Source organism: Streptomyces sp. CB03238 (assembly GCF_002099185.1).
GTDB lineage: Bacteria > Actinomycetota > Actinomycetes > Streptomycetales > Streptomycetaceae > Streptomyces.
In genome coordinates, this window is record NZ_NBCN01000030.1 from 13,218 (window position 1) to 31,444 (window position 18,227).

An 18,227-nucleotide genomic window follows, 5' to 3' on the forward strand; every position below is an offset into this window, starting at 1 on the left:
GTGCCGGGCCCCGGCGGGGGAGCGGGATTCCCGCCCCGCTCCCCCGCCGGACTGGCGTCGGTCACTTGGTCCTGGTCGGCGTCACCTGCGGCGTGGCGAGCCACGCGGTGATGACCTCGACGCAGTCGGCGAACTGGTCGGCGGGGCGCGTCATCAGCTCGCGCTCGGCGCCGGTGCCGTCACCGGCGAGCACGGTCCACTCGTCTCCGGTCTCGGGCGCCCGGCTGACGGTGATCTCCTCGTCGTCGGCGTCGCTGTAGAGGTAGAGCACGACGTAGGGCTCGGCGAGCATGCGCGGGAAGCCCTTGCGGGTCTGGTTGTGCCCGACGACCAGCCACGTGTTCCCGGCGTCGTCGTCGCGGTGGACGGTGATGCCTCGCTCGGTGAGAGCGCGGGTCGCGATGGTCTCGGCCGTCTCGGGGGCGTACGGGGGCTCCTGGTTCTCGTGCTCGCCGCCGTGCTGCACGATCAGGTCGCGCACGGCCTCGACCGGCACGTCCAGGTACAGCGAGCCGTCGCCGAACTCGCCGCCGGTCAGCCAGATCTCCCAGTCGTCCTCGCTCTCCCAGGCCTCCGTGTCGGGGGCGGTCAGGCCCGGGAGCAGGAAGACCTCCGCATCTTCGGCGCCGGGGCTGACCTTGAGGGTGAGCACGTTCCCGTCGGCGAGACGGATGCCGTCGAAGTTGCGGTTGGTCCCGCCGGCCGTGAGGCTGTCGAGTCGCGGCGTGCTGATGGTCATGGGGTGTGCCCTTCGTTCGTTGAGCGTTCTCGGTGTGGCCCGGGGCCGGTGCCGGTCGGGATTCCCGCCCCTTCCGACGTAACTAATACTCTCAAGTTTTGGGGTCCAAGTCAAGCTGATTCGCAGCTCAGACCCCCTCCCGGCCCGCCTTTTGAGGGGCGGGCCGGGAGGGGCGGCGGGGCGTCAGCCGCGGGCGAGCTGGGCGAGGTCGGCGCGCTTGTCGTGCACCGCGAGCACCGCCTCCAGCAGGGCCTGCGCGACGTCCTCGGTGGCGGCCTCGGCGAGGTGGCCGTGCAGGGTCTCCAGCGCAGTCACGAGCCGGGCGTCGTCGGCGGTGCACTCGCCGCCGTCGGCGTCGGGGAGCACGAGCGGGCGACGGGTGACGGCGTGGGTGACGTACTGCGCGAGCCGGGCCGGGAAGCCGGTGCCCGGGGTCTGGATGGCCACGACCTCGGCGGCGGAGAGGGCGAGGTCGGCGTCGGTCGGGATGCCGTCGACGGCCGGGGCCTCCTCGTAGAAGGAGAGGGCGACGGTGTCGAGCAGGTCGGCGAGCACGTGCAGCGCGCGGCCGTTCCAGGCGGAGGCGAACAGGGTGCGGCGGCGGGCGATACCCGCGAGGGCGGTGGCGCGGGCGGCGGCGGCGCGGGCCTGCTCGGTCGGCTCAAAGACGGTCATGGCGGGTTCCCTCCAAGGGAGTTGAGGTTCCTCGGTGTGACCCGGGCGGCGGCGGGATTCCCGCCCCGCCAGCGCCCGGGTGGTCTGGTGGCCGGTGGCGCCGGGCCCGGGGGAGATCCGGGCCCGGCGGTCGGCGGGCCTACTTCTGGTAGGCGAGGATCAGGGCGCGGACCTTCTCGGCGCCGATGCACCCGCCGTCGTGGCGGTAGATGCTCGGCGGCTGGCCGTTGCGCCCGCGGTGGTGGCTCCAGTAGCGGACGCCGGACCAGTCGCACAACTCGCAGTGCAGGTACCACGGGTTGTCCGACCCCGGGAAGCCATGGAGGACGGCCCGCCAGTGGTGCTCGGTGAGTCCGGCGAAGGCGGTGCGGGCGCCCGCGATGTTGCGCGCGCTGGCGGGCATCCGCGGGTGCAGCAGGGGCACCGGGCCGTTCAGCGGCTTCGGGGCGTCGGCGCGGAGCTGCTCCAGCGCGACGGCGGTGACGCGACCGGCGGCGTACTCCTCGGCGAGGTACGCGGCGGCCATGTCGATGCCCTTCTCGCCCTTGGGTGGGCGGCGAAGGTTGTGCTCGCCCTCGCTGGTGACGACCAGCCAGTCACGATGCCAGCGGTAGGCCTGCCCGATGACGCGGTCCTGCCCGATGATCACCGGGTAGCGGCACTCGATGTCCGGCTCTCCGATGCGGGTCGTCAGGGTGGTGGCGCTCATGCTCGTACTCCTCGTTGAGGTTCTTCGGTGGTGGGGCCCCGGCGGGGGAGCGGGATTCCCGCCCCGCTCCCCCGCCGGTCACAGGTCACTTCGGCTGGTCGGCGTGCTCGATCTCGTTCGCCTGATAGCGGCCGATGTACCGGCCACCCCAGGTCACGCAGCAGTACCAAGCCCGCGGGCCGTACTCGAACGTGAGCCAGCCGTTGACGACGCCGTCTTCCGGGAGGCCGCCGGGCCCACCGGCCCGCCGCACACGGTCGCCCTTGGCGAACCCCTCGCGGCTGTCCATGCGTTCGACGCCTGGGATCTGAATCTGCACGAGAAACCTTTCGTTGAGCGTTCTCGGTGTGAGGCCCGGAGGCCTGTCGGCCGGGGATTCCCGCCCCCTTTCGACGTAACTAATACTCTCAAGTTTTAGGGTGTAGGTCAACTCTCGGCACGCAGAAAACCGCAGGTCAGAAGGGTTTTTCGGCGGGTTTTCCGGCGCCGGATCGGCCCGGAATTTCCCCCGGCGGACGCCGTACGACGAGCCGGTCGGGGGTGTTCCCTCCGCGGCGGGGCAGGCGCAGCCGACCGCGGGCCGTGTCGGGGTGCCAGGCTCGCGCTCGCGCGACCGCCGAAGGCGGCTTGGCCTGGCGGTCCGGCGCGGGCTGTGGTCCCCTCGGGGGCCCCGTTGCGGAGGGAACACCCCCGACCCCCCCACCACCCCCCACCACCCACGGGCCGCAAGATCAAAACGGCGCCCCCACCCCTCTGTGGAGGGCCCGGGGGTGTGGGGGCGGAGCCCCCGCGTGCCTGAACCCGCACCCACTCCCCCGCCCCCGCCATGGACTCACCTCTTAAGAGGTGAGGCGGCCCGGTGGCCGGGCGACCGCCGGATGCACGAGGCACGGCGCGGAGCGTCGTTCCTCGAGCAGGAGCATCCCGCCGGCGCCGCCGCCCGTGGACGCCGAAGGGCCCGGCGGACGGGTGTCTCGCCGGGCCTCGGGTCGGGCTGGTCGGGTCAGTAGAGCTGGATGCGGGTGAGGACGATGTGCGGCGGGTCGGCGTCGGCGACGATGACGTACTCGGCGATGCCGAGCGAGCCGTCCGCGCCGAGCGGCATGCGCCGCTGCTGCGGCCACTTCGCCGATGCGGTGCTGCCCGGCACCTCGCCCCTGGTCTCGTTGATCACGACGGTGGCGGCCACGATCGCGCCGAACACCGCGCCGGGCAGGGCCTTGTCCATGAGGAGTTCGGTGACCTCCTCCGACAGCACGCAGGGCAGGCCCTCCGGCTCCTCGCCGTACGGCTCACTCAACGGGCAGACCCGCCGCGCGGCGGCGCTCGATCAGGTCGGCGACCGCCGTCGTGGGCAGCGTCCCGTCCAGCGCGGCCGCGGTCAGCCGGTCCCCGGCCGGGTCGGTGTCGAGCATCGCCTCGCACCACCAGTGGCGCAGGACGCCCTCCGCCTCCTCGGGCGCGGCGGCCAGCAACTCGCGGTAGAACTCCATGCGACGCTCGCCCGACAGCGCGGCCGCGATGCCCTCGGCGTTACGCGGCACCCGCTCCGGCTCGTGCGGGTGGATCGGCTGTGCGGTCATCGCGTGCCCCTCTCGGTCTGCTCCGAGTCTGCCCGCTCGCGGCGGCCGCCGTCGACCGGCTGCGCGGGAACCGTGGCCCGTTCCGCCTCCCACTCCGCCCGGCGGGCGACCGCCGCCTCGGCGACCGCGTCGGCCAGCTCGGCGCACAGCCGGAGGATCGCGCCGGCGTCCGCGTGGCCGATCGACGTCACGTTCACGACCTCGCGGACCTGGGCGAAGGCGTCGAAGATGCTGAAGGCGCCCGGGCTGCGGGTGCAGGCCTTGAAGGTGCCCCGGTCCTGCTGCCCCATCTCTCGGCGGACCCGCTCCAGATGGGCAACGTCGACCGTCGGCCGTTCGGCGCCGCGCTGGGCCTTGATCACGGTGTCCAGGATGCTCCGCATCGCGGGGTAGACCGCGTTCCAGCGATCGGCGATACGCTGGGCCTGGGTCTCGGTAACGAACCTGTTCTTCACTTCGGTGGCGATCATGTCGGATTCCTCTTTCCGCAGGTCAGAAGCCCGTACCGAGGTCACGGGCGCGCGCATAGTGCCCCTGGAAGGCGACGGTGACGGTGCCCGTCGGTCCCTGCCTGTTCTTGCCGATGATCAAGTCCATCTCGCCCGCCCGCTCGTGCTCCTTGTCGTACGCGTCGGGCCGGTGCAGCAGGATCACCGCGTTGGCCTCCGCCTCGATCGCCCCCGACTCGCGCAGGTCGGCCATCATCGGCTTCTTGTCCTCGCGCTTCTCGACCTCACGGTTGAGCTGGGCCGCCGTGATGACGATGATCCTGAACTCACCGGCCAGTTCCTTCAGGCCCCGGCTGATCTCGTCCACCTCGCCGGTGCGGTTCTGCCCGCCCTTGCCGGAGGCCTTCATGATCTGGAGGTAGTCCACCACCAGGACGCGCGGGAGCTTGCCCTGTGCCTGGAGCCAGCGCAGCCGCGAACGCAGCCGGACGATGGTCGCCGCCGGACCGTCGTCCACGACCAGCGGCGATCCGCCGATCCGCAGCGCCGCGTCGTGGATGCGCTGCCGGTCGTCGTTCTGGTACTCGCGGTCCTTGACCCGGTTCAGCGGGACGCGCGCCTCGGCCGCGATGATCCGCTCCATCAACTGGGCGTGGCTCATCTCCATGGACGACATCAGCACCTGGCTGCCGTGCTCGATCGCGACGTGCCGGGCGATGTCGAGCAGCACCACGGACTTGCCGATCGCCGGGCGGGCCGCGATCACGATCAGGTCGCCGGGCTCCATCGGGAGCATGGCTTGAAGGTCGGAGTACGGCAGCGGCAGCCGGGAGGGCGGCGGCGCGTCCATGCTGACGAGGTACTCCTCCAACATGTCGTCAATCTCGGCGACCCGTTCCAGTCCCCCGCCGGCGCCGAGCTGGGCCGCCGCCTGCATCTCGGCCTGAGCGGCGTTGACGATGTCGGAGACGTCACCCTCGCCCGCGTAGCCCATCTGCACGATCCGGGTGCCCGCCTCGACCAGGCGCCGGAGCTTGTACCGCTCCATGACGATCCCGGCGTAATACTGGGCATTCGCCGCCGTCGGCACCGTCTGCACCAGGGTGTGCAGGTACGACGCGCCGCCGATCCGCTCGATGTCGCCGGTCTTGGTCAGGTACGCCGCGACCGTGATCGGGTCGGCGGGCTGGCCCTTGCCGTACATGTCCATGATTGCGTCATGGATCGTGCCGTGCGCCGGGCGGTAGTACGCCGGGGTGGTGACCCCGATCTCGCTGACGTCTCCGATCGCGTCCTTCGACAGCAGCATGCCGCCGAGGACGCACTGTTCAGCTTCCGTGTCCTGCGGCGGGACGCGCTCGAAGGGGACGGCCTCCGGGCCCTCGTCGAACAGCGAGCCGCCGCCGTCCTCCATGCCGTCGTGCTGGGTGGGTACGCTCATGAGTGAATCCCTTCTTGACCTGGGTGATTCAAGCGGCGGCAGGGGCCTTTCCACGGGCTCCCCTGCCGCCGTTGTGCTGCGGAGGGTCTAGGCCAGCACCGGCTTCTTGGCGTTGCTGGGGTGGCTCGGGTGGCACTCGCACCGGACCAGACGACCGGCGTCGTCCTCGCGCATCCGCTGGCCCGGCTGGGCGGGCGGGATGCCGTCGTTGCACTTGCCGCACCAGTCAGGCAGCGCGGGGCGCTGGCCGGGCACCGCGGTCTTCGGCGGGACGAACCGCTCCAGGTGACGCGGCAGCGAGTACCAGTTGCCCCGGCTGCCCATGTCGGCGGCCGCGGCGATCAGGTGGTCGACGTCGATGCCATCGGCGAGCAGCGCGGCCGCGTCGCGGACCATCGCGTTCCGGCCGCGGGCCGGGACACCGTGCCCGTGCTTCTGGCGGGAGGCGATCCAGGCCTCCGCCACCCGCACGTCGTCGTGGGTGTCCGACTCCTCGGCGACAGCCGAGGGGGCGGTGTCGTTCTCCGGCGAAGCCGAAGTCTCCTCTCCTCCTCCCGTCCCGGCATCAGCCGTGACGGTGGGGTCCGTTGGGGCACCCGGGGCACCAGAGAGAGAAGCTTCTTTGAGAGAGCTTCTTAGAGGGTGATCGTTTTCGCTGGTCAGGGGAAGATCCGTTCCAGAAATCTGGTCTGGCGTTCCAGTTTTCTGGAAGGGCGTTCCAGATTTCTGGAACGAGGGGCCCTCATCGCCCGTGACCTGGGGCGTTCCAGTTTTCTGGAACGGCTTGCCCTGGGCGTCGACCAGCCGCACGTGGGCCAGCGTCTGGCCGTTCGGGGAGGTCTCCACCTCGGTGAGGTGTGTCGGCGCTTGGGGCGGGTTATCCCGCCAGTCCGGGGTGTACGCGTCCAACTTGTCCCACGCGTTCCGCCACCCGACGTGGACGGCGTCCGGCGGGAGGTCGTTGACGGTGAACCCGCGGCTGATGCCCTGGGCAGCCCGGGCCTTGCCCTTCAGCTTCGTGATGCCCGCCAGCTCCACCGCGTCCTTCGGCACGACCAGGTTGAGCTTCTCCAGGGTCTTCAGGACCTCGTACATCGCGCTGACCGACATGGGCTTGTCGTTCGGGCCGGGCAGCAACCAGCACAACTGGTCGATCGTCATGCGCCGCATGCCGCTGCGCGGCCGGCGGGACGCCTCGGTCATCATCGACCGCAGCAGGCTGTAGAGCCGGTACGCGGTGTGGGTCATCCCCGGCATGAGCATCACGTAGTCGCGCACCATGGTGTACGACCAGTAGTCGGTGATGGTGCCGGAGAACTCGAACTCCTCGTCGCCGTCCGGCGGAGCGGCAGCGGCGGCCAGGGCCTTCTGCGGGCGCTTCACGGCGACACCGCCTCGGCGGAGTTCGCAGCAGACGCGACCGAGAGGGGCGGCGTTGCGACGCTGCGTGTCGTCGGGTGGATCTGGAACATCGTCTGGGGTCTCCCCTGGAGGTTTGGGGAGTCGCAGACCGGCAAGTGACGGAAAAGAGACGGTGAGCTGGGACACGCTGCTGCGTGCTGGTCGCTTCTCGCTCTATCCTGTGAGTGGTGACCTCGGGCCTGTGGCAAGGCTCGGGCCCCGGCGTCATCGCCGACCTGCGACTCACGCTGTGGAGGCTGGGAGTCGATCTAGATGGCCGTTCTGCTGTGGCAAGCAGGGCGGCCATCGGCGTTTTACGGGGCCCTCGCCGGCTGCTGGGATCGCGGACCGGTGTTGGTGGGGGTCTTGTCGCAGAGGTGGGGCCATCCTGCGATCTTGCCGCGCCCAGCCGGAACCTTCGAACGGGTTTCCGGGCTGATGTCGTGCGGCTGCGCCGGGTAGTCCTTGGTGGCTCGGGTGCGAGTCATCGTGGTGCCTTCCTGCTTCCGTTGGTTTCACCGCTTGTGCGGCTACTCGGATCAGCGCGGCGCCGACCACCACAATCGGCTACCGCTCCGCGCACTACCTGCCCGGGGGCCGGGAGGGGGCTGTGCGTCCCGCGCATTCTCCTCCTCTGCGTTCGTGTCGTGGCGACACCCCCCCCTCTCTCGGAGTGTCGCGCCACGCGTACGAACCGTGATCCCCTGGTCAGGCTACTTAGGCTGCGGTCTCGGGGGGCTCGACGGGGTCAACTGGCCACTGAGCCGAGTCACCCCTCTGGAGTTTTCCCGCAAGTTCGACGCGGTCGCCAGGGATCACGCGGATCGTCACCTCGACTGGCTTCCCGGTGAGCGCTGACGTTCCGACGATCGTGGTCTCTAGCACCGGGATGGACACCGCGATCTCCAGGAGCTTCGCCTCCTCGCGGTCGGGCATCCGGATGCGGAAGGTCTCTTCCCACTCGATCGGTCCGTGACCAGCCTCTTCGAGCCTGTCCAGGTACCCCCCCGGGCCAGGAGACGGGTCGGCGATCTTGGGGGCGGACTGCACTGCTTCGGGGCTTAGCCACGTGTCCACGAGCTGGAAGGGTGGTTCGCCGGCGGGGCTGGTGACACGCCGACGGCGCAGGACCTCCGAGCCGGGGTCCAGTCCGAACTGGTCGCTTACCTCGGCGGGTGCCGGAACCACCTTGCGGAAGGGCTGTCCGTGCACCTGCCAAGGTTCATCCGGCCGGGAGGCGGCCGGGAACACGTAGCCCCGAGCGGGGTCGCGAGTAACGGTCACACCACGTGTGATCCGGCGGCGGACCGGGGGCTCCAGGACGACGGACCCCTTGCGCTGGATCGTCCGGACGAGGCCTTCCCGCTCCAACTCCTTGTACGCGGCGCGCACGGTCTCATGGTGTATCCCCAGCTCTCGGGAATACGCCTTGAGCTGCGGCAATGTCGATCCAGGCGGGTAAGTCCCGTCCTGGATTTTGGCGCGCAGCTCGTTTGCGAGCTGGCGCCACTTGATGGAGCTGGACTCGGTCATTGGAACGCATCTCTCCTTGGCTACTGGGCGTCACCACCACACTAGTTCAGACCTAGGTTTTAACGCTCATTGCGCCCCGCTGTCCAGGCCGCATCGAAAAAAACCTAGGGTTATTGACACGCCTCGCTGATCGTGGTGTCATCTTCTCCGAGCGAGCAAAAACCTAGGTTTTAGCGCAGCTCACGACGGTGTCGGAACCAGGTCTTTCGGGGCTCAGGCTGGCTGGCCGTTCGTTCCTTGAGAACTCAACAGCGTGCCAAAGATGAGTAATTGGGCCGGATGCCGCCGGGCCTCCTCCTTATGGAGGGGCGCCCGGCGGCATCCAAAGGCACAGGTCATGAGGGGCGTGCCCGACTGGTTCGGGCTCTCCGGAGACAGGGGTTCGAGTCCCCGCTCGCCTACCGCGCCGTCCCCCGTACGGCGTGACCCCCGACACGGCGGTGCAACGCCATATGTGCCGGGGGTCCACGGATCTACCAGCAAAGGAACCGATCCGCATGACCATGATGCCCGCCGACCTGCCCCTGTCGTCCACCGGGATCGCCGAGGACGTTCAGGATGCGGTCGCCGACGCCTTCCCCCTCTTCGAGTCGGTCCAGAACCTGGCCCGCCTCGGTGTGAGCGTCGCCTTCGAGGTGGCGCCCTCGCGCATCGTCGCCACGATCACCGTCACCGCGGGCGCGGTGACGGTACTGCCGGCGCTGCTGGAGGAGATCGACGACACCCGACCGGGCTCGCTGCCCGACGGGAAGCTCGTCGTCACCGGCTCGATGTGCCAGGGGACGGTCACCCTGCGGGTGCTGATCCCGCAGGAGTGGGTGACCCCCGAGGAGCTGGCCGTGCTGACTGGCACCGCCGACGCCGACCCCTCCGACCTGCTGTGACTCCCGAGGAACAGGCCGAACTCGCCCGTAAGGCGGCTGAGGCCAACCGCAGGTCCGAGCACCAGTACGGCAAGAACGGATTCGTCGCCCTGGTCGAGGGCGGAGAGGTGGTCACCGCATGAACGCCCTGCTCAACAGGCCGAAGAAGGCCGTCAGGAACTTCCACGACCAGCACGGTCCGATGGACGGCTGGTCCGCCGACGACTTCGAGCACCTGCTGGACCTGCTCGTCGTCGCGAACACCCCCGGCCCGCTGGCCCGGCTCCGCCTGCGGCTGACGCTGCTGATGTGGACCGGCGCGGCGATGCCGTTCTACGCCCTCGGCGAGCTGCTGTGGGCCGCGCAGAACCGGGTCTCCGAGCGGCTGAACAAGGTCATGGACCGGCTGGACGACCGGTGCTCGAACATCGAGTCCGAGTGCAGGCAGGTCGGTGACCACGCGCTGGTCGAGCGCGTCGGCGCCGCCTTCGAGTGGATCTCGACCGTGGCCAACGGAGTTGGCCGCACCGCCGCCCGCCGCGTGCGGGGCTGACGGACCGAACACCGAGGTGGCCGCCGGGAGGCGGCCACCTGCATGAGAGGAGGTCGGTGTGGGGGCCCGTAAGCCAACCGCCGCCCGCAACACCCGGAAGACGACGACGCCGCGCCGTCCGGCCAAGGCGGCGGCCCCGCCGCCGAAGCCGGAGGTGCAGGAAGACGGCGAGGCCCTGGCCGCGGATCTCCGTGACCGCGCCGCCGACGTGATCGACGGCGCACGGTGGACCGGGACCCAGGAAGCGGCGGTGCTGATTGAGGCCGCCCAGCACGAGGTCCACCAGATCCGCCGGGCGGCGGCCGCCGACGCCAAGCGCGTCCTGGTGGAAGCCGCCGAGGAGGTCGGGGAGCGGCTGCGCCGAGCCGAGGGCGACGCGGACACGATCCGCGCCGGTGCCCGCAGCGACGCGGAGACGATCCTCGACCGGGCCCGGACCGACGCGGCCGCCGAGACCGAGGAGGTCATGGCGGACGCCGGGGAGCAGGCCAAGAGCCTGCTCGCCGACGCCGAGAAGCAGGTGAGCGTCGTGCTCGCCGAGGCGGAGGACCGGGCGAACGCCCTGGTGGAGCTGCGCCGTACCTCGGCGGAGGCCGCCTACCGCAAGGCCCTGGAGGACGCCGCCCGCATCGTCGGTGAGGCGCAGGATCAGGCGGTGGAGATCCGGACGGCCCGGGCCGCCCTCGACTCGGAGCTGGACCTGACCCGCCGGTCGGCCCGGCTCGACCTGGACGAGGAGCTGAGCGCGCGCCGCGCGGAGATCGACGCCGAACTCGCCGCGTACCGCGAGGAGGTGGACGCCGCCCGGGCGGAGATCGAGACCCAGTTCCGTCAGCTCGGCGAGCAACACGAGCAGGAGCAGCAGGCGCAGCGAACTCGGCTCGCGGCCGAGTTCGAGGAGCTGCGCAAGGAGGCGGAGAAGGAAGCCCGGGCCGCCGCCGGCGGGGTGCGCAAGGAGGCGGACGCCAAGCTCGCGGAAGCCAAACGCGAGCTGGACGCCGCCCGCGAGGCCCGCCGCGTCGCCGAGAAGCGCGCGGCCAAGCTCAAGAGGACCCGGGGTCGGGGGGAGGTCATCAAGCAGGGCAGCATCTGGATCGCCCTCGCGGCCGTGATCGCCCTGACCGCCTCCGGCGAGTGGGCCTTCGCCCGGATGGTCGGGCTGGGCAGCACCCCGTTCGGAGACCTGGGGTGGGCAATGCCGGTTGGCCTGGACGTCTACGCGGTCACGGCGTTCCGTATGCGGAAGGACGTGCCGTACGCGCTCGGGCTGATGGCCGCCACCAACATCACGTACCACGTGGCCGACATGACGGGCACGGGCGTGACGGTGGTCGACGGCAAGCAGCACCCGAGCATCGGGCTCATCGTCGTCGCGGTCCTCGTCGTCGTCGCCATCGTCTGGCGCGTTCACCGCCTCCTGGAGGACGACCACGAGGAGAAGGGGACGGCGCCCGCCGAGCCCGCGACGGACGCGGCCGACCCGTCCGCCGGACGGGGTGAGCCGGACCGTACGGCGAACCACGAGCCGGACCGTACGGCCGACCCGAACCCGGACCGTACGGAGCCCCGTACGGCCCCCGCCCGTACGGGCCGTACGGCAGACCGTACGGACGCACCCCGTACGGACCGTACGGCGGGCCGTACGGCAAAGCCCCGTACGGCCCGTACGCCCGCCCCCCGTACGGGCGGCCGTACGGCGGCTGCCCGTACGGACGAAGAGGCGCTCCAGATTCTGCGCGACCTCTCCACGGATGGTGGCTACGTCACCGTCAACGCCGCCCGTACGGCCGTCGGCTGCAACCGCGACCGTGCCGTACGGCTGCTGGACGAAGCGGGGCTCCTGAGCCCCGCGGACCGCACCAAGCACCTCGCCGCTCGCTGACCCGCGCGGCGCCGTACGTCGCGGGCCGGGCCCGCCACTGCCCCCGATAGTCGGCGGGCCCCTTCCCCCGAGAGGAGAACCCACCGTGCCCGAGATCGAGCACATGAACAACGAGGTCCTGAACCGGGTGCCGGCGGAGTTCCGGCCCCTGCTCAACCTGGAACACCTGACCACCTGGACGCTGGACCGGCAGCGTGAGCACAACGCCGACCACGGTGACTACGAGGCGGTCCGGGCCCTGTTCCAGACCGTGCTGCGCTCCCAGGTCGTGGAGGGAGACGGCAGGTGGTCGGCCCGGCGCCGGGCCAAGAAGGTCGAGAAGCACCTGAACCGCCTGGTCAGGGCCTCGCGGGACGCGGCGCAGGCCTCGGAGGGCCTGCGCACCGCGTACGCCGACCACGTTCGTACCGTGGCGGCCTTGCCCGGCCAGCGGGCGGCCAAGGCCAAGGCGAAGGCCGACCGGCGAGGCCAGGTGAACGCCTTCGCCACGAAGTCGCTGAACAAGACGGTCGCCGCGATGACGACCCGACCCGACAGCGACGAGGAGTCGAGCGAGGAAACCGCAGGTCAGGGTGCCGCCAAGGGGTCCGGAGGTCGGACCGTCCGGGGCGTGAATGACCTGTTCGACCGCAAGGGAGCCTGATCAGTGCAGCAGGTGCCCTCGATCTCCGAGGTCCGCCGGGCCCGCCGCTCCGCCCACTGGGAGGAGCGGCAGGCCCGGCAGGTCGCCGAGCGAGGCGAAGCGGGTCTGGCCGACGCCTGGTGGGACCGGGCCCGCGCGATCTGCAAGGCCGATCCGGAATTGTGGAATGACCTCGCGCGGACGCTGGAGAACTGGACCGGCCGTCACGACGGCAGTCACGGCGCGTAAGCGTCATCACCATCATCATCACCCGGGGGCGGACCGGATTCGGGGGGCCAAGGCGGGCGCGCGGGCGCACGGGCGCGCGGGCGCGCGAGGATCTCCCATCCGGTCACCCTCTGTCAACCCTGGAGAGCACGTGGCTGATGACCCTCGGGACGACAACCGGAGCGGCAACGTCGTCCGATTCCGATCACGAGGAGGGCCCTCACCGGGGCTCCCCCCGATTCCGGGCGCCCCTCCCCCGGCGCCCCCGGCCCCGCCCGCCGACCCGCCGCCCCCGGCCGCCGAGCCGGAGCCCGGCGGCGGTGACGGGATGGTGGTCCCCACCCGGCGGCGCCGGTCGGCGGCCGACTCCTTGGCCGACCTCACCCCGGCACTCCCGCCGACCCCCGCCGCGACCGGCACCACGGGCACCGTCGCTCTCCGCTCGGAGGGGACGGCGCCCGCTCGCCGGGACGACGACGGGGAGGCGGACGGCCCGGGCGTCGCCGCCCTCGGCCTCGCGGCGACCCTGGCCATCGCGCTGGCCGCGCTGCGGGGTACCGCGACCGCGGTGGCGGACTGGCGCGAGCGGCGCCAGGAGCGGGCGGAGGAGCTGGCCCCGCTGCGCGAGGCCCGCCTCAAGCACCGGCTCGCGGGCGAGGAGGCCGCTGCTAAGCACGCCCTCGCCATGCAGAGCATCGGCGACAAGGCGGCGCAGCAGCGCGGCAAGTCCATCCCCTCCAGCCAGGACTACGGCCGCAAGGCCCTCGGTGGCGGCCGCGGCTCCCTGATGGGAGGCGGCGGCAAGGGCAGCGGGCCCGGCGGCAAGGGCGCCGGGGGGACCGGACCCGGCCGCGGCGGCAGGGGCGGCTCCGGCAGCGGGCTGACGCCGGGCGGCAAGAAGACCTCGCCGAAGACGTCGAACGGGCTCGGCTCGCTCGGCACCAAGGGCAAGGGCGGCTCGTCGAAGTCGCCGGGGCCCGGGAACAAGGGGTCGTCCGGGAAGAACGGCGGTTCGGGGTCGGGGATCAAGTCGCCCTCGGGCGGCAAGTCCCCCAGCTCGAAGAAGTCCAGCCCGGCGCTGGTGCGAGCCAGCGGCCGCCAGGAACGGGCCGCCGCGCGGCAGGACGGCAGGAACCAGCGGCGCGCGGACCGTCAGGCGGCCCGGCGGGAGAACCGGGCGAAGGACCGGGACGCCGCCCGCGACCGCAAGACCCGCGCGGCGGACGCCCGGCAGGACACCAAGGACCGGGTCCGCAACGCCCGGGCCGACGCGAAGCAGGCCCGCCGGGAGCAGGTCCGTCAGGACCGGTTCGAGGCCAAGCAGAAGGCGCGCAAGGCCCGGGCCAAGGCCCGCCGGAAGAAGAAGGAGACGGCGGCCGCCGCCGACGCGGACCGTACGACGCTCGGGCAGGCCGTCGCAAAGACGGCACGGCGCCGGTTGAAGAAGCGCCGCAAGAACCTCTCCCCGCCGGTGCTGACCACGGTCAAGCGCAAGAAGTCGAAGAAGAAGGGAGGCAAGGGCGGCGGGTCCACACCGGCCGGGCCGAAGGTCGACCTGACCAAGAAGCCGAAGCCGGGGGCCGCGCCGAAGGTCGACCTCACGAAGAAGCCCAAGCCCGCCGGCGATTCCGCGACGGGCGCCGGACCGAAGGTCGACCTGACCAAGAAGCCCAAGCCGGGCGGCGGCGCGAAGGCCTCCGGGCCCGGCAGGAAGAAGAAGGTCCGGGTGAAGCCGAAGTCGAAGAAGAAGAGGCGCGGCTCCGCCTCGGGCACCGGCCCGGCCGACCGGCGCAAGGCCAACCGCAAGGAGCGGGCCCGCCGCGCGAGCGAACGGGTCCGGGCCAGGGCAGAGGGCAGCAGCGACTCCCCCGGGAGCGGCTGGGAGTTCTACACCCCGCCGCCGCGCGAGGAACGGCGCAGCGCCTACGACTCCATGCGGGACACCGACCCGCAGCAACAGGGGGTGTGGGTGGCGGAGCAGGTCTTCCCGCCCGGCTACCAGGCCTCCTCGCGCGAGCCCCTGACCACCGGGGCCCGCGGGCTCCCCGCCGGAACCGGCAGCCCCACCACGAACATGACGAAGGAGGCGCCCGTGGGCAACTCGCCCGCCGTGCCGACCGGAGCCGTCACGACCGCGATGGACGACGGCATGAACCCCGAGCACGCGACGGAGGTGACGCTCGATGACGTCGTGGACTTCCTGGACGAGGTGGTCTCGGAGGCCTTCGCCGCCCACGACGAATGCCTCCTGCTCGCCGCGAAGGCCAAGGAGCTGATGTACGCGCTGGACGAGGTGGCCGCTCGGCTGGCCGCCAAGCACAACATCATCGGCACCATCACCGCCTGGGCGATGCGCAAGCTCGCCGAGTCGATGGAGGTCCTTTCCCGCAAGGCCGAGGAGATGTCCATCAAGTCGCTCCACGCAGCCGAGACCTGCGAGACCGCGAAGACCGCGATGGACGACGCGTACCGGCCGCTCACCCAGGCGACCGCCGACGCGGGCCTTCGCACCCCGTCCGCCCGCGTGCACAACGAGAACTAGGAGGTCACCCCGTGTCCGGAGAACTCGTGTCCGGGAAGCCTGTGTCCGGGGAGATCGTCCCCCGCGAAAGCTACGTCCCCGCGGTCCCCGACAGCGGCGACAGCCTCCCGGCGATCCCCGACGACAACCTGGGCTTCCTCAGCCTCGGTCTTGCCGTCACCACGCTCGCCGCGCGGGCGCTGTGGCTCAAAGAGAAGATCTGGGTTCTCCAGGCGCTCTTTCGCCGCAACGCCGAAAAGGCAAGCAACATGTCGGAGATGTGTGACGCGGCGGAAGTCGAGCCGCAATTCACCGCCCTCATCATGGAGGGCTCCACCTCGCTGCGGGAAGTCGCCGAAGCCTCGGGCGACTTGGCGAGTGCCGCCGACGAGATGCAGATGGACGCGCAGGGCTTCGCGAGCGCCCACCAGGGCGAATACGGCGGGATCTACGAGACCGTGCAGTCCATGGGCGTGCAACAGCCCAAGCCCGGATTCAACGAAGTCAAGTAACCGAATAGCCGCACGGACGCGAAAGCGCCGGGGCGGATAGCCCCCTGGGAGGGGCCCCGGCGAATTCGCCGGGGCCCCTCCCCTTCTTTCCTCCCGGAGGGGAAATGACGATGACGACGACCGACGTCGTGAAAGCCGATGCCGCCGCCGGTGAGCGGGGGCTGACACGCAAGACCGCCCGCCGCCTCGCCTGGGCGGAGCGCACCGTGTACGGCGCCGCCGGCACCTGGGCCGCCGTCGGCCCGCAGATGGACCTTCCGTGGTGGGCGCACGGCGCGGCCCTGGCCACCGGCGCCCTCACCGGCGTCGGCCTGTGGAAGCGCAGCGACACCGACGACTGGACACGACGGCTCACCTCGTCGCTGCGGGCCCTGCCCGTGCTCGGCTGGACGGCCGCCTACACCGGCGGCCTCCTGGTCCCCGTCTTCGACTACCCCAACGGGTGGCCGATGCTGGGCGCGGCCGCCTGGACGGCCGTGATGATCCCCATGACGCCCTGGACCCGCTCCAAGGGCCTGAAGAGGGCCGTCGACAACCTCCCGGTCCTCGCCGGTGAGCCGGAGGTCGTGGACGCGGAGCCGGTCACCTTCGCCGACCACATGCGGGCCCTGTGGAACCAGTCGCAGGCCACCGGGGACACCACCCTGGAGGGCATCCGCCAGTACGACCCCAGCGAGCCGGACTTCGAGGCGATCGTCCTGGCCCCCGCCGGCCACACCGTGCCGCGCACCCTGGACGAGCGGGCCATCGCCGGAGTCTTCGACGTCCCGGTCGACGCGGTCCGCACCGCGGCGGTCGACGGGTACGGCCCGGGCCGCCTCGCCATCCAGGTCGCCCCCCGCCTCGCCGAGGCCCGACGCGTACAGGAAGCACTGGAGGTCGAGGCAGAGGACCCGGGCGTCGCCCTGGAACGCATCTGGGCCGAGCACGTCAACTGCACCGGAGGCGCCGCCCCCGGCGTCGACCTGGTCGCGTACTCGATCGGCGAGGACCAGATCCGGCTGCGGATCGCCGCCCCGCGCGGCAAGACGCTGCGGGTCAACCACGAGGCCCTGTGCTCCGCGCTCGGCATTGACGACATCTCCCGCCTCGTCATGGAGGGCGCGGGCCCGCGCGAAGCGGTCGTCTACATCTACCGGGCCAACCCCCTCCTGCACGTCCGGTCCCCCACGGTCGAGGACCTGACGATGGACGACCGCGGGCGCATCTCGATCGGCGTCGCCCACGACGGCACGGTCGCCCGCATCCAGTTGTTCAACTTCGACACCGGCCGCGCGCAGCACGGCATCACCGCCGGGACCACCGGCGCGGGCAAGTCGGGCCTGATGCGCATCCTCGGCGCCGCACAGCGCATCTCGGGCGTCATCTCCTGGATGGCCGACGTCCAGGGCGGCATGTCGATGCCGGAGATGGAGGGCCGCATCGACTGGATGGCCAAGGGCCCGGTCGAGACGATGCAGCAACTCCGCGCCCTGCACGCGGTCAAGGAGTACCGCGAGGCCCACTCGCGCGGCCGCGGCGACTTCGACTTCCACGGCCGGTGGCGCCTGATCCAGTGGACCGGAGACGAGATCAACCGCCTGCTCTCCTCCCTGGACCAGGAAGTCCGCAAGGAAGCCGCCTGGATGATCGGCGACCTCCAGAAGACCGGCCAGAAGGTCGGCATCGGCGTCGACCTCGCGGTCCAGTCGCTCCACCTCAAGGAACTCGGCGACAACCACGAGATCCGCGAGAAGGGCAAGGAGGGCCACGTCTTCCTGCTGCGCACCGCCTCCTCCTCCACCCAGGGCATGGGCCTGGACGGCATCGCGCCGGTCGGCGCGCACGTCTCCCCCATCCCGGAGCGGATCTACGAGGGCGCCGGAGCCAAGGAGCTGTTCGAGGGCACCGCCGCCACCGAGGGCGTGCCGACCCCCGGCATGGGATGGCTGATCACTGAGGGCAAGGCCATCCTCTTCCGCACCTTCGTCCTGAAGAAGGTCGACGGCCTGTACCCCCAGCTCGAAGAACTGATGGACGGCCGCCCGATGCCGACCCTCACTCCGGAGGAAGCCCGCGCCGCCGGCGCCGCGTACGCCCACCGGGGCACCGCGGCCGCCAAGGAAGCGGGAAAGGCCGCAGAGGGCCCGTCACGACCCTCGCGGGGGCCGGTCGACAGCGGCGCCACCGGCACCGAGCCGGGGCCCGCCACGGGCCCCCGGGAGGCCGACAACAAGGCCAAGGAGCAGGACGCCGAGGACCTCCCCGAAGCGCCGTCGCCCATGGCTGCCGCCAAGGCGAAGGCCCCGACGATCCGTGAGCGGATTCTCGCCGTGCTCCAGGGCCACCCCGAGGGCCTGGCGCTCAGGGAGATCCGCACCGCCGTCGGCTGCGGCACCGAGGGCGGCCCCGCCACCCGCAGCGTGAACAACGAGGTCAGCACGCTCGCCAATGAAGGCGGCCTCGTCCCGCTCGGCAAGGGCGTCTACCGCCTGCCCTGACCCACGAAACGGCAGGGGACCGGCTACTCCGTCAAG

19 protein-coding genes are annotated in these 18,227 nt (G+C 71.4%); 9 read left to right on the top strand and 10 right to left on the bottom strand.

The window, feature by feature from the left end:
- Nucleotides 1-61: 61 nt before the first annotated feature.
- The 10 genes from BKD26_RS34550 to BKD26_RS34595 all read right to left on the bottom strand — a co-directional run bounded on the left by BKD26_RS34550 (nucleotide 62) and on the right by BKD26_RS34595 (nucleotide 8,530).
- The gene (locus tag BKD26_RS34550) at nucleotides 62-739 is read right to left on the bottom strand and encodes a hypothetical protein (protein ID WP_084906447.1); all 678 of its coding nucleotides are present in this window, start codon (nucleotides 737-739) and stop codon (nucleotides 62-64) included.
- Between the two features lie 183 nt (nucleotides 740-922).
- Nucleotides 923-1,414: a hypothetical protein gene (locus tag BKD26_RS34555; protein ID WP_084906449.1), complete on the bottom strand. Its 492-nt coding sequence runs from the start codon at nucleotides 1,412-1,414 to the stop codon at nucleotides 923-925.
- A gap of 139 nt (nucleotides 1,415-1,553) precedes the next feature.
- On the bottom strand, nucleotides 1,554-2,123 hold the full coding sequence (locus BKD26_RS34560; protein ID WP_241518987.1) for a hypothetical protein: 570 nt from the start codon (nucleotides 2,121-2,123) through the stop codon (nucleotides 1,554-1,556).
- An 85-nt stretch (nucleotides 2,124-2,208) separates the two neighbouring features.
- On the bottom strand, nucleotides 2,209-2,442 hold the full coding sequence (locus BKD26_RS34565) for a hypothetical protein (RefSeq protein WP_084906451.1): 234 nt from the start codon (nucleotides 2,440-2,442) through the stop codon (nucleotides 2,209-2,211).
- Between the two features lie 684 nt (nucleotides 2,443-3,126).
- On the bottom strand, nucleotides 3,127-3,423 hold the full coding sequence (locus BKD26_RS34570) for a hypothetical protein (RefSeq protein WP_084906452.1): 297 nt from the start codon (nucleotides 3,421-3,423) through the stop codon (nucleotides 3,127-3,129).
- A complete protein-coding gene (locus BKD26_RS34575; protein ID WP_084906454.1) occupies nucleotides 3,416-3,706 on the bottom strand; it encodes a hypothetical protein in 291 nt (96 codons plus the stop codon). Before BKD26_RS34575 ends, BKD26_RS34570 begins: the two co-directional genes overlap by 8 nt.
- Complete coding sequence (locus BKD26_RS34580) at nucleotides 3,703-4,176, bottom strand: hypothetical protein (RefSeq protein ID WP_084906455.1); 474 nt, start codon at nucleotides 4,174-4,176, stop codon at nucleotides 3,703-3,705. Before BKD26_RS34580 ends, BKD26_RS34575 begins: the two co-directional genes overlap by 4 nt.
- 22 nt (nucleotides 4,177-4,198) lie before the next feature.
- Nucleotides 4,199-5,596, bottom strand: coding sequence for a replicative DNA helicase (gene dnaB / locus BKD26_RS34585; RefSeq protein ID WP_084906457.1), 1,398 nt, complete (start codon nucleotides 5,594-5,596; stop codon nucleotides 4,199-4,201).
- 87 nt (nucleotides 5,597-5,683) lie between these two features.
- On the bottom strand, nucleotides 5,684-6,979 hold the full coding sequence (locus BKD26_RS34590; RefSeq protein WP_084906459.1) for a hypothetical protein: 1,296 nt from the start codon (nucleotides 6,977-6,979) through the stop codon (nucleotides 5,684-5,686).
- Between the two features lie 735 nt (nucleotides 6,980-7,714).
- Nucleotides 7,715-8,530: a GntR family transcriptional regulator gene (locus tag BKD26_RS34595; protein ID WP_084906460.1), complete on the bottom strand. Its 816-nt coding sequence runs from the start codon at nucleotides 8,528-8,530 to the stop codon at nucleotides 7,715-7,717.
- Nucleotides 8,531-9,027: 497 nt separating this feature from the next.
- On the opposite strand from BKD26_RS34595, the gene BKD26_RS34600 reads away from it, so the two are divergent.
- The 9 genes from BKD26_RS34600 (at nucleotide 9,028) to BKD26_RS34635 (ending at nucleotide 18,191) form a co-directional block, all read left to right on the top strand.
- Nucleotides 9,028-9,414: a hypothetical protein gene (locus tag BKD26_RS34600; RefSeq protein ID WP_084906463.1), complete on the top strand. Its 387-nt coding sequence runs from the start codon at nucleotides 9,028-9,030 to the stop codon at nucleotides 9,412-9,414.
- On the top strand, nucleotides 9,411-9,536 hold the full coding sequence (locus BKD26_RS42150) for a hypothetical protein (protein ID WP_277622441.1): 126 nt from the start codon (nucleotides 9,411-9,413) through the stop codon (nucleotides 9,534-9,536). The genes BKD26_RS34600 and BKD26_RS42150 overlap by 4 nt, the downstream gene beginning before the upstream one ends.
- On the top strand, nucleotides 9,533-9,946 hold the full coding sequence (locus BKD26_RS34605; protein ID WP_084906465.1) for a hypothetical protein: 414 nt from the start codon (nucleotides 9,533-9,535) through the stop codon (nucleotides 9,944-9,946). Before BKD26_RS42150 ends, BKD26_RS34605 begins: the two co-directional genes overlap by 4 nt.
- Before the next feature lie 58 nt (nucleotides 9,947-10,004).
- On the top strand, nucleotides 10,005-11,828 hold the full coding sequence (locus tag BKD26_RS39955) for a hypothetical protein (protein WP_084906466.1): 1,824 nt from the start codon (nucleotides 10,005-10,007) through the stop codon (nucleotides 11,826-11,828).
- Nucleotides 11,829-11,913: 85 nt separating this feature from the next.
- Nucleotides 11,914-12,471: a hypothetical protein gene (locus BKD26_RS34615; RefSeq protein WP_084906468.1), complete on the top strand. Its 558-nt coding sequence runs from the start codon at nucleotides 11,914-11,916 to the stop codon at nucleotides 12,469-12,471.
- 3 nt (nucleotides 12,472-12,474) lie between these two features.
- Nucleotides 12,475-12,699, top strand: coding sequence for a hypothetical protein (locus BKD26_RS34620; protein ID WP_084906471.1), 225 nt, complete (start codon nucleotides 12,475-12,477; stop codon nucleotides 12,697-12,699).
- A gap of 307 nt (nucleotides 12,700-13,006) precedes the next feature.
- Entirely contained in the window at nucleotides 13,007-15,220 is a 2,214-nt protein-coding gene (locus BKD26_RS34625) for a hypothetical protein (protein WP_084906473.1), read from the top strand.
- A gap of 11 nt (nucleotides 15,221-15,231) precedes the next feature.
- Nucleotides 15,232-15,711, top strand: a complete 480-nt coding sequence (locus tag BKD26_RS34630) for a conjugal transfer protein TraB (protein ID WP_241518988.1) — start codon at nucleotides 15,232-15,234, stop codon at nucleotides 15,709-15,711.
- Nucleotides 15,712-15,821: 110 nt separating this feature from the next.
- Nucleotides 15,822-18,191 (top strand): hypothetical protein, encoded by a 2,370-nt coding sequence (locus tag BKD26_RS34635; RefSeq protein WP_143662749.1) that lies wholly within the window; start codon nucleotides 15,822-15,824, stop codon nucleotides 18,189-18,191.
- Nucleotides 18,192-18,227 lie beyond the last annotated feature (36 nt).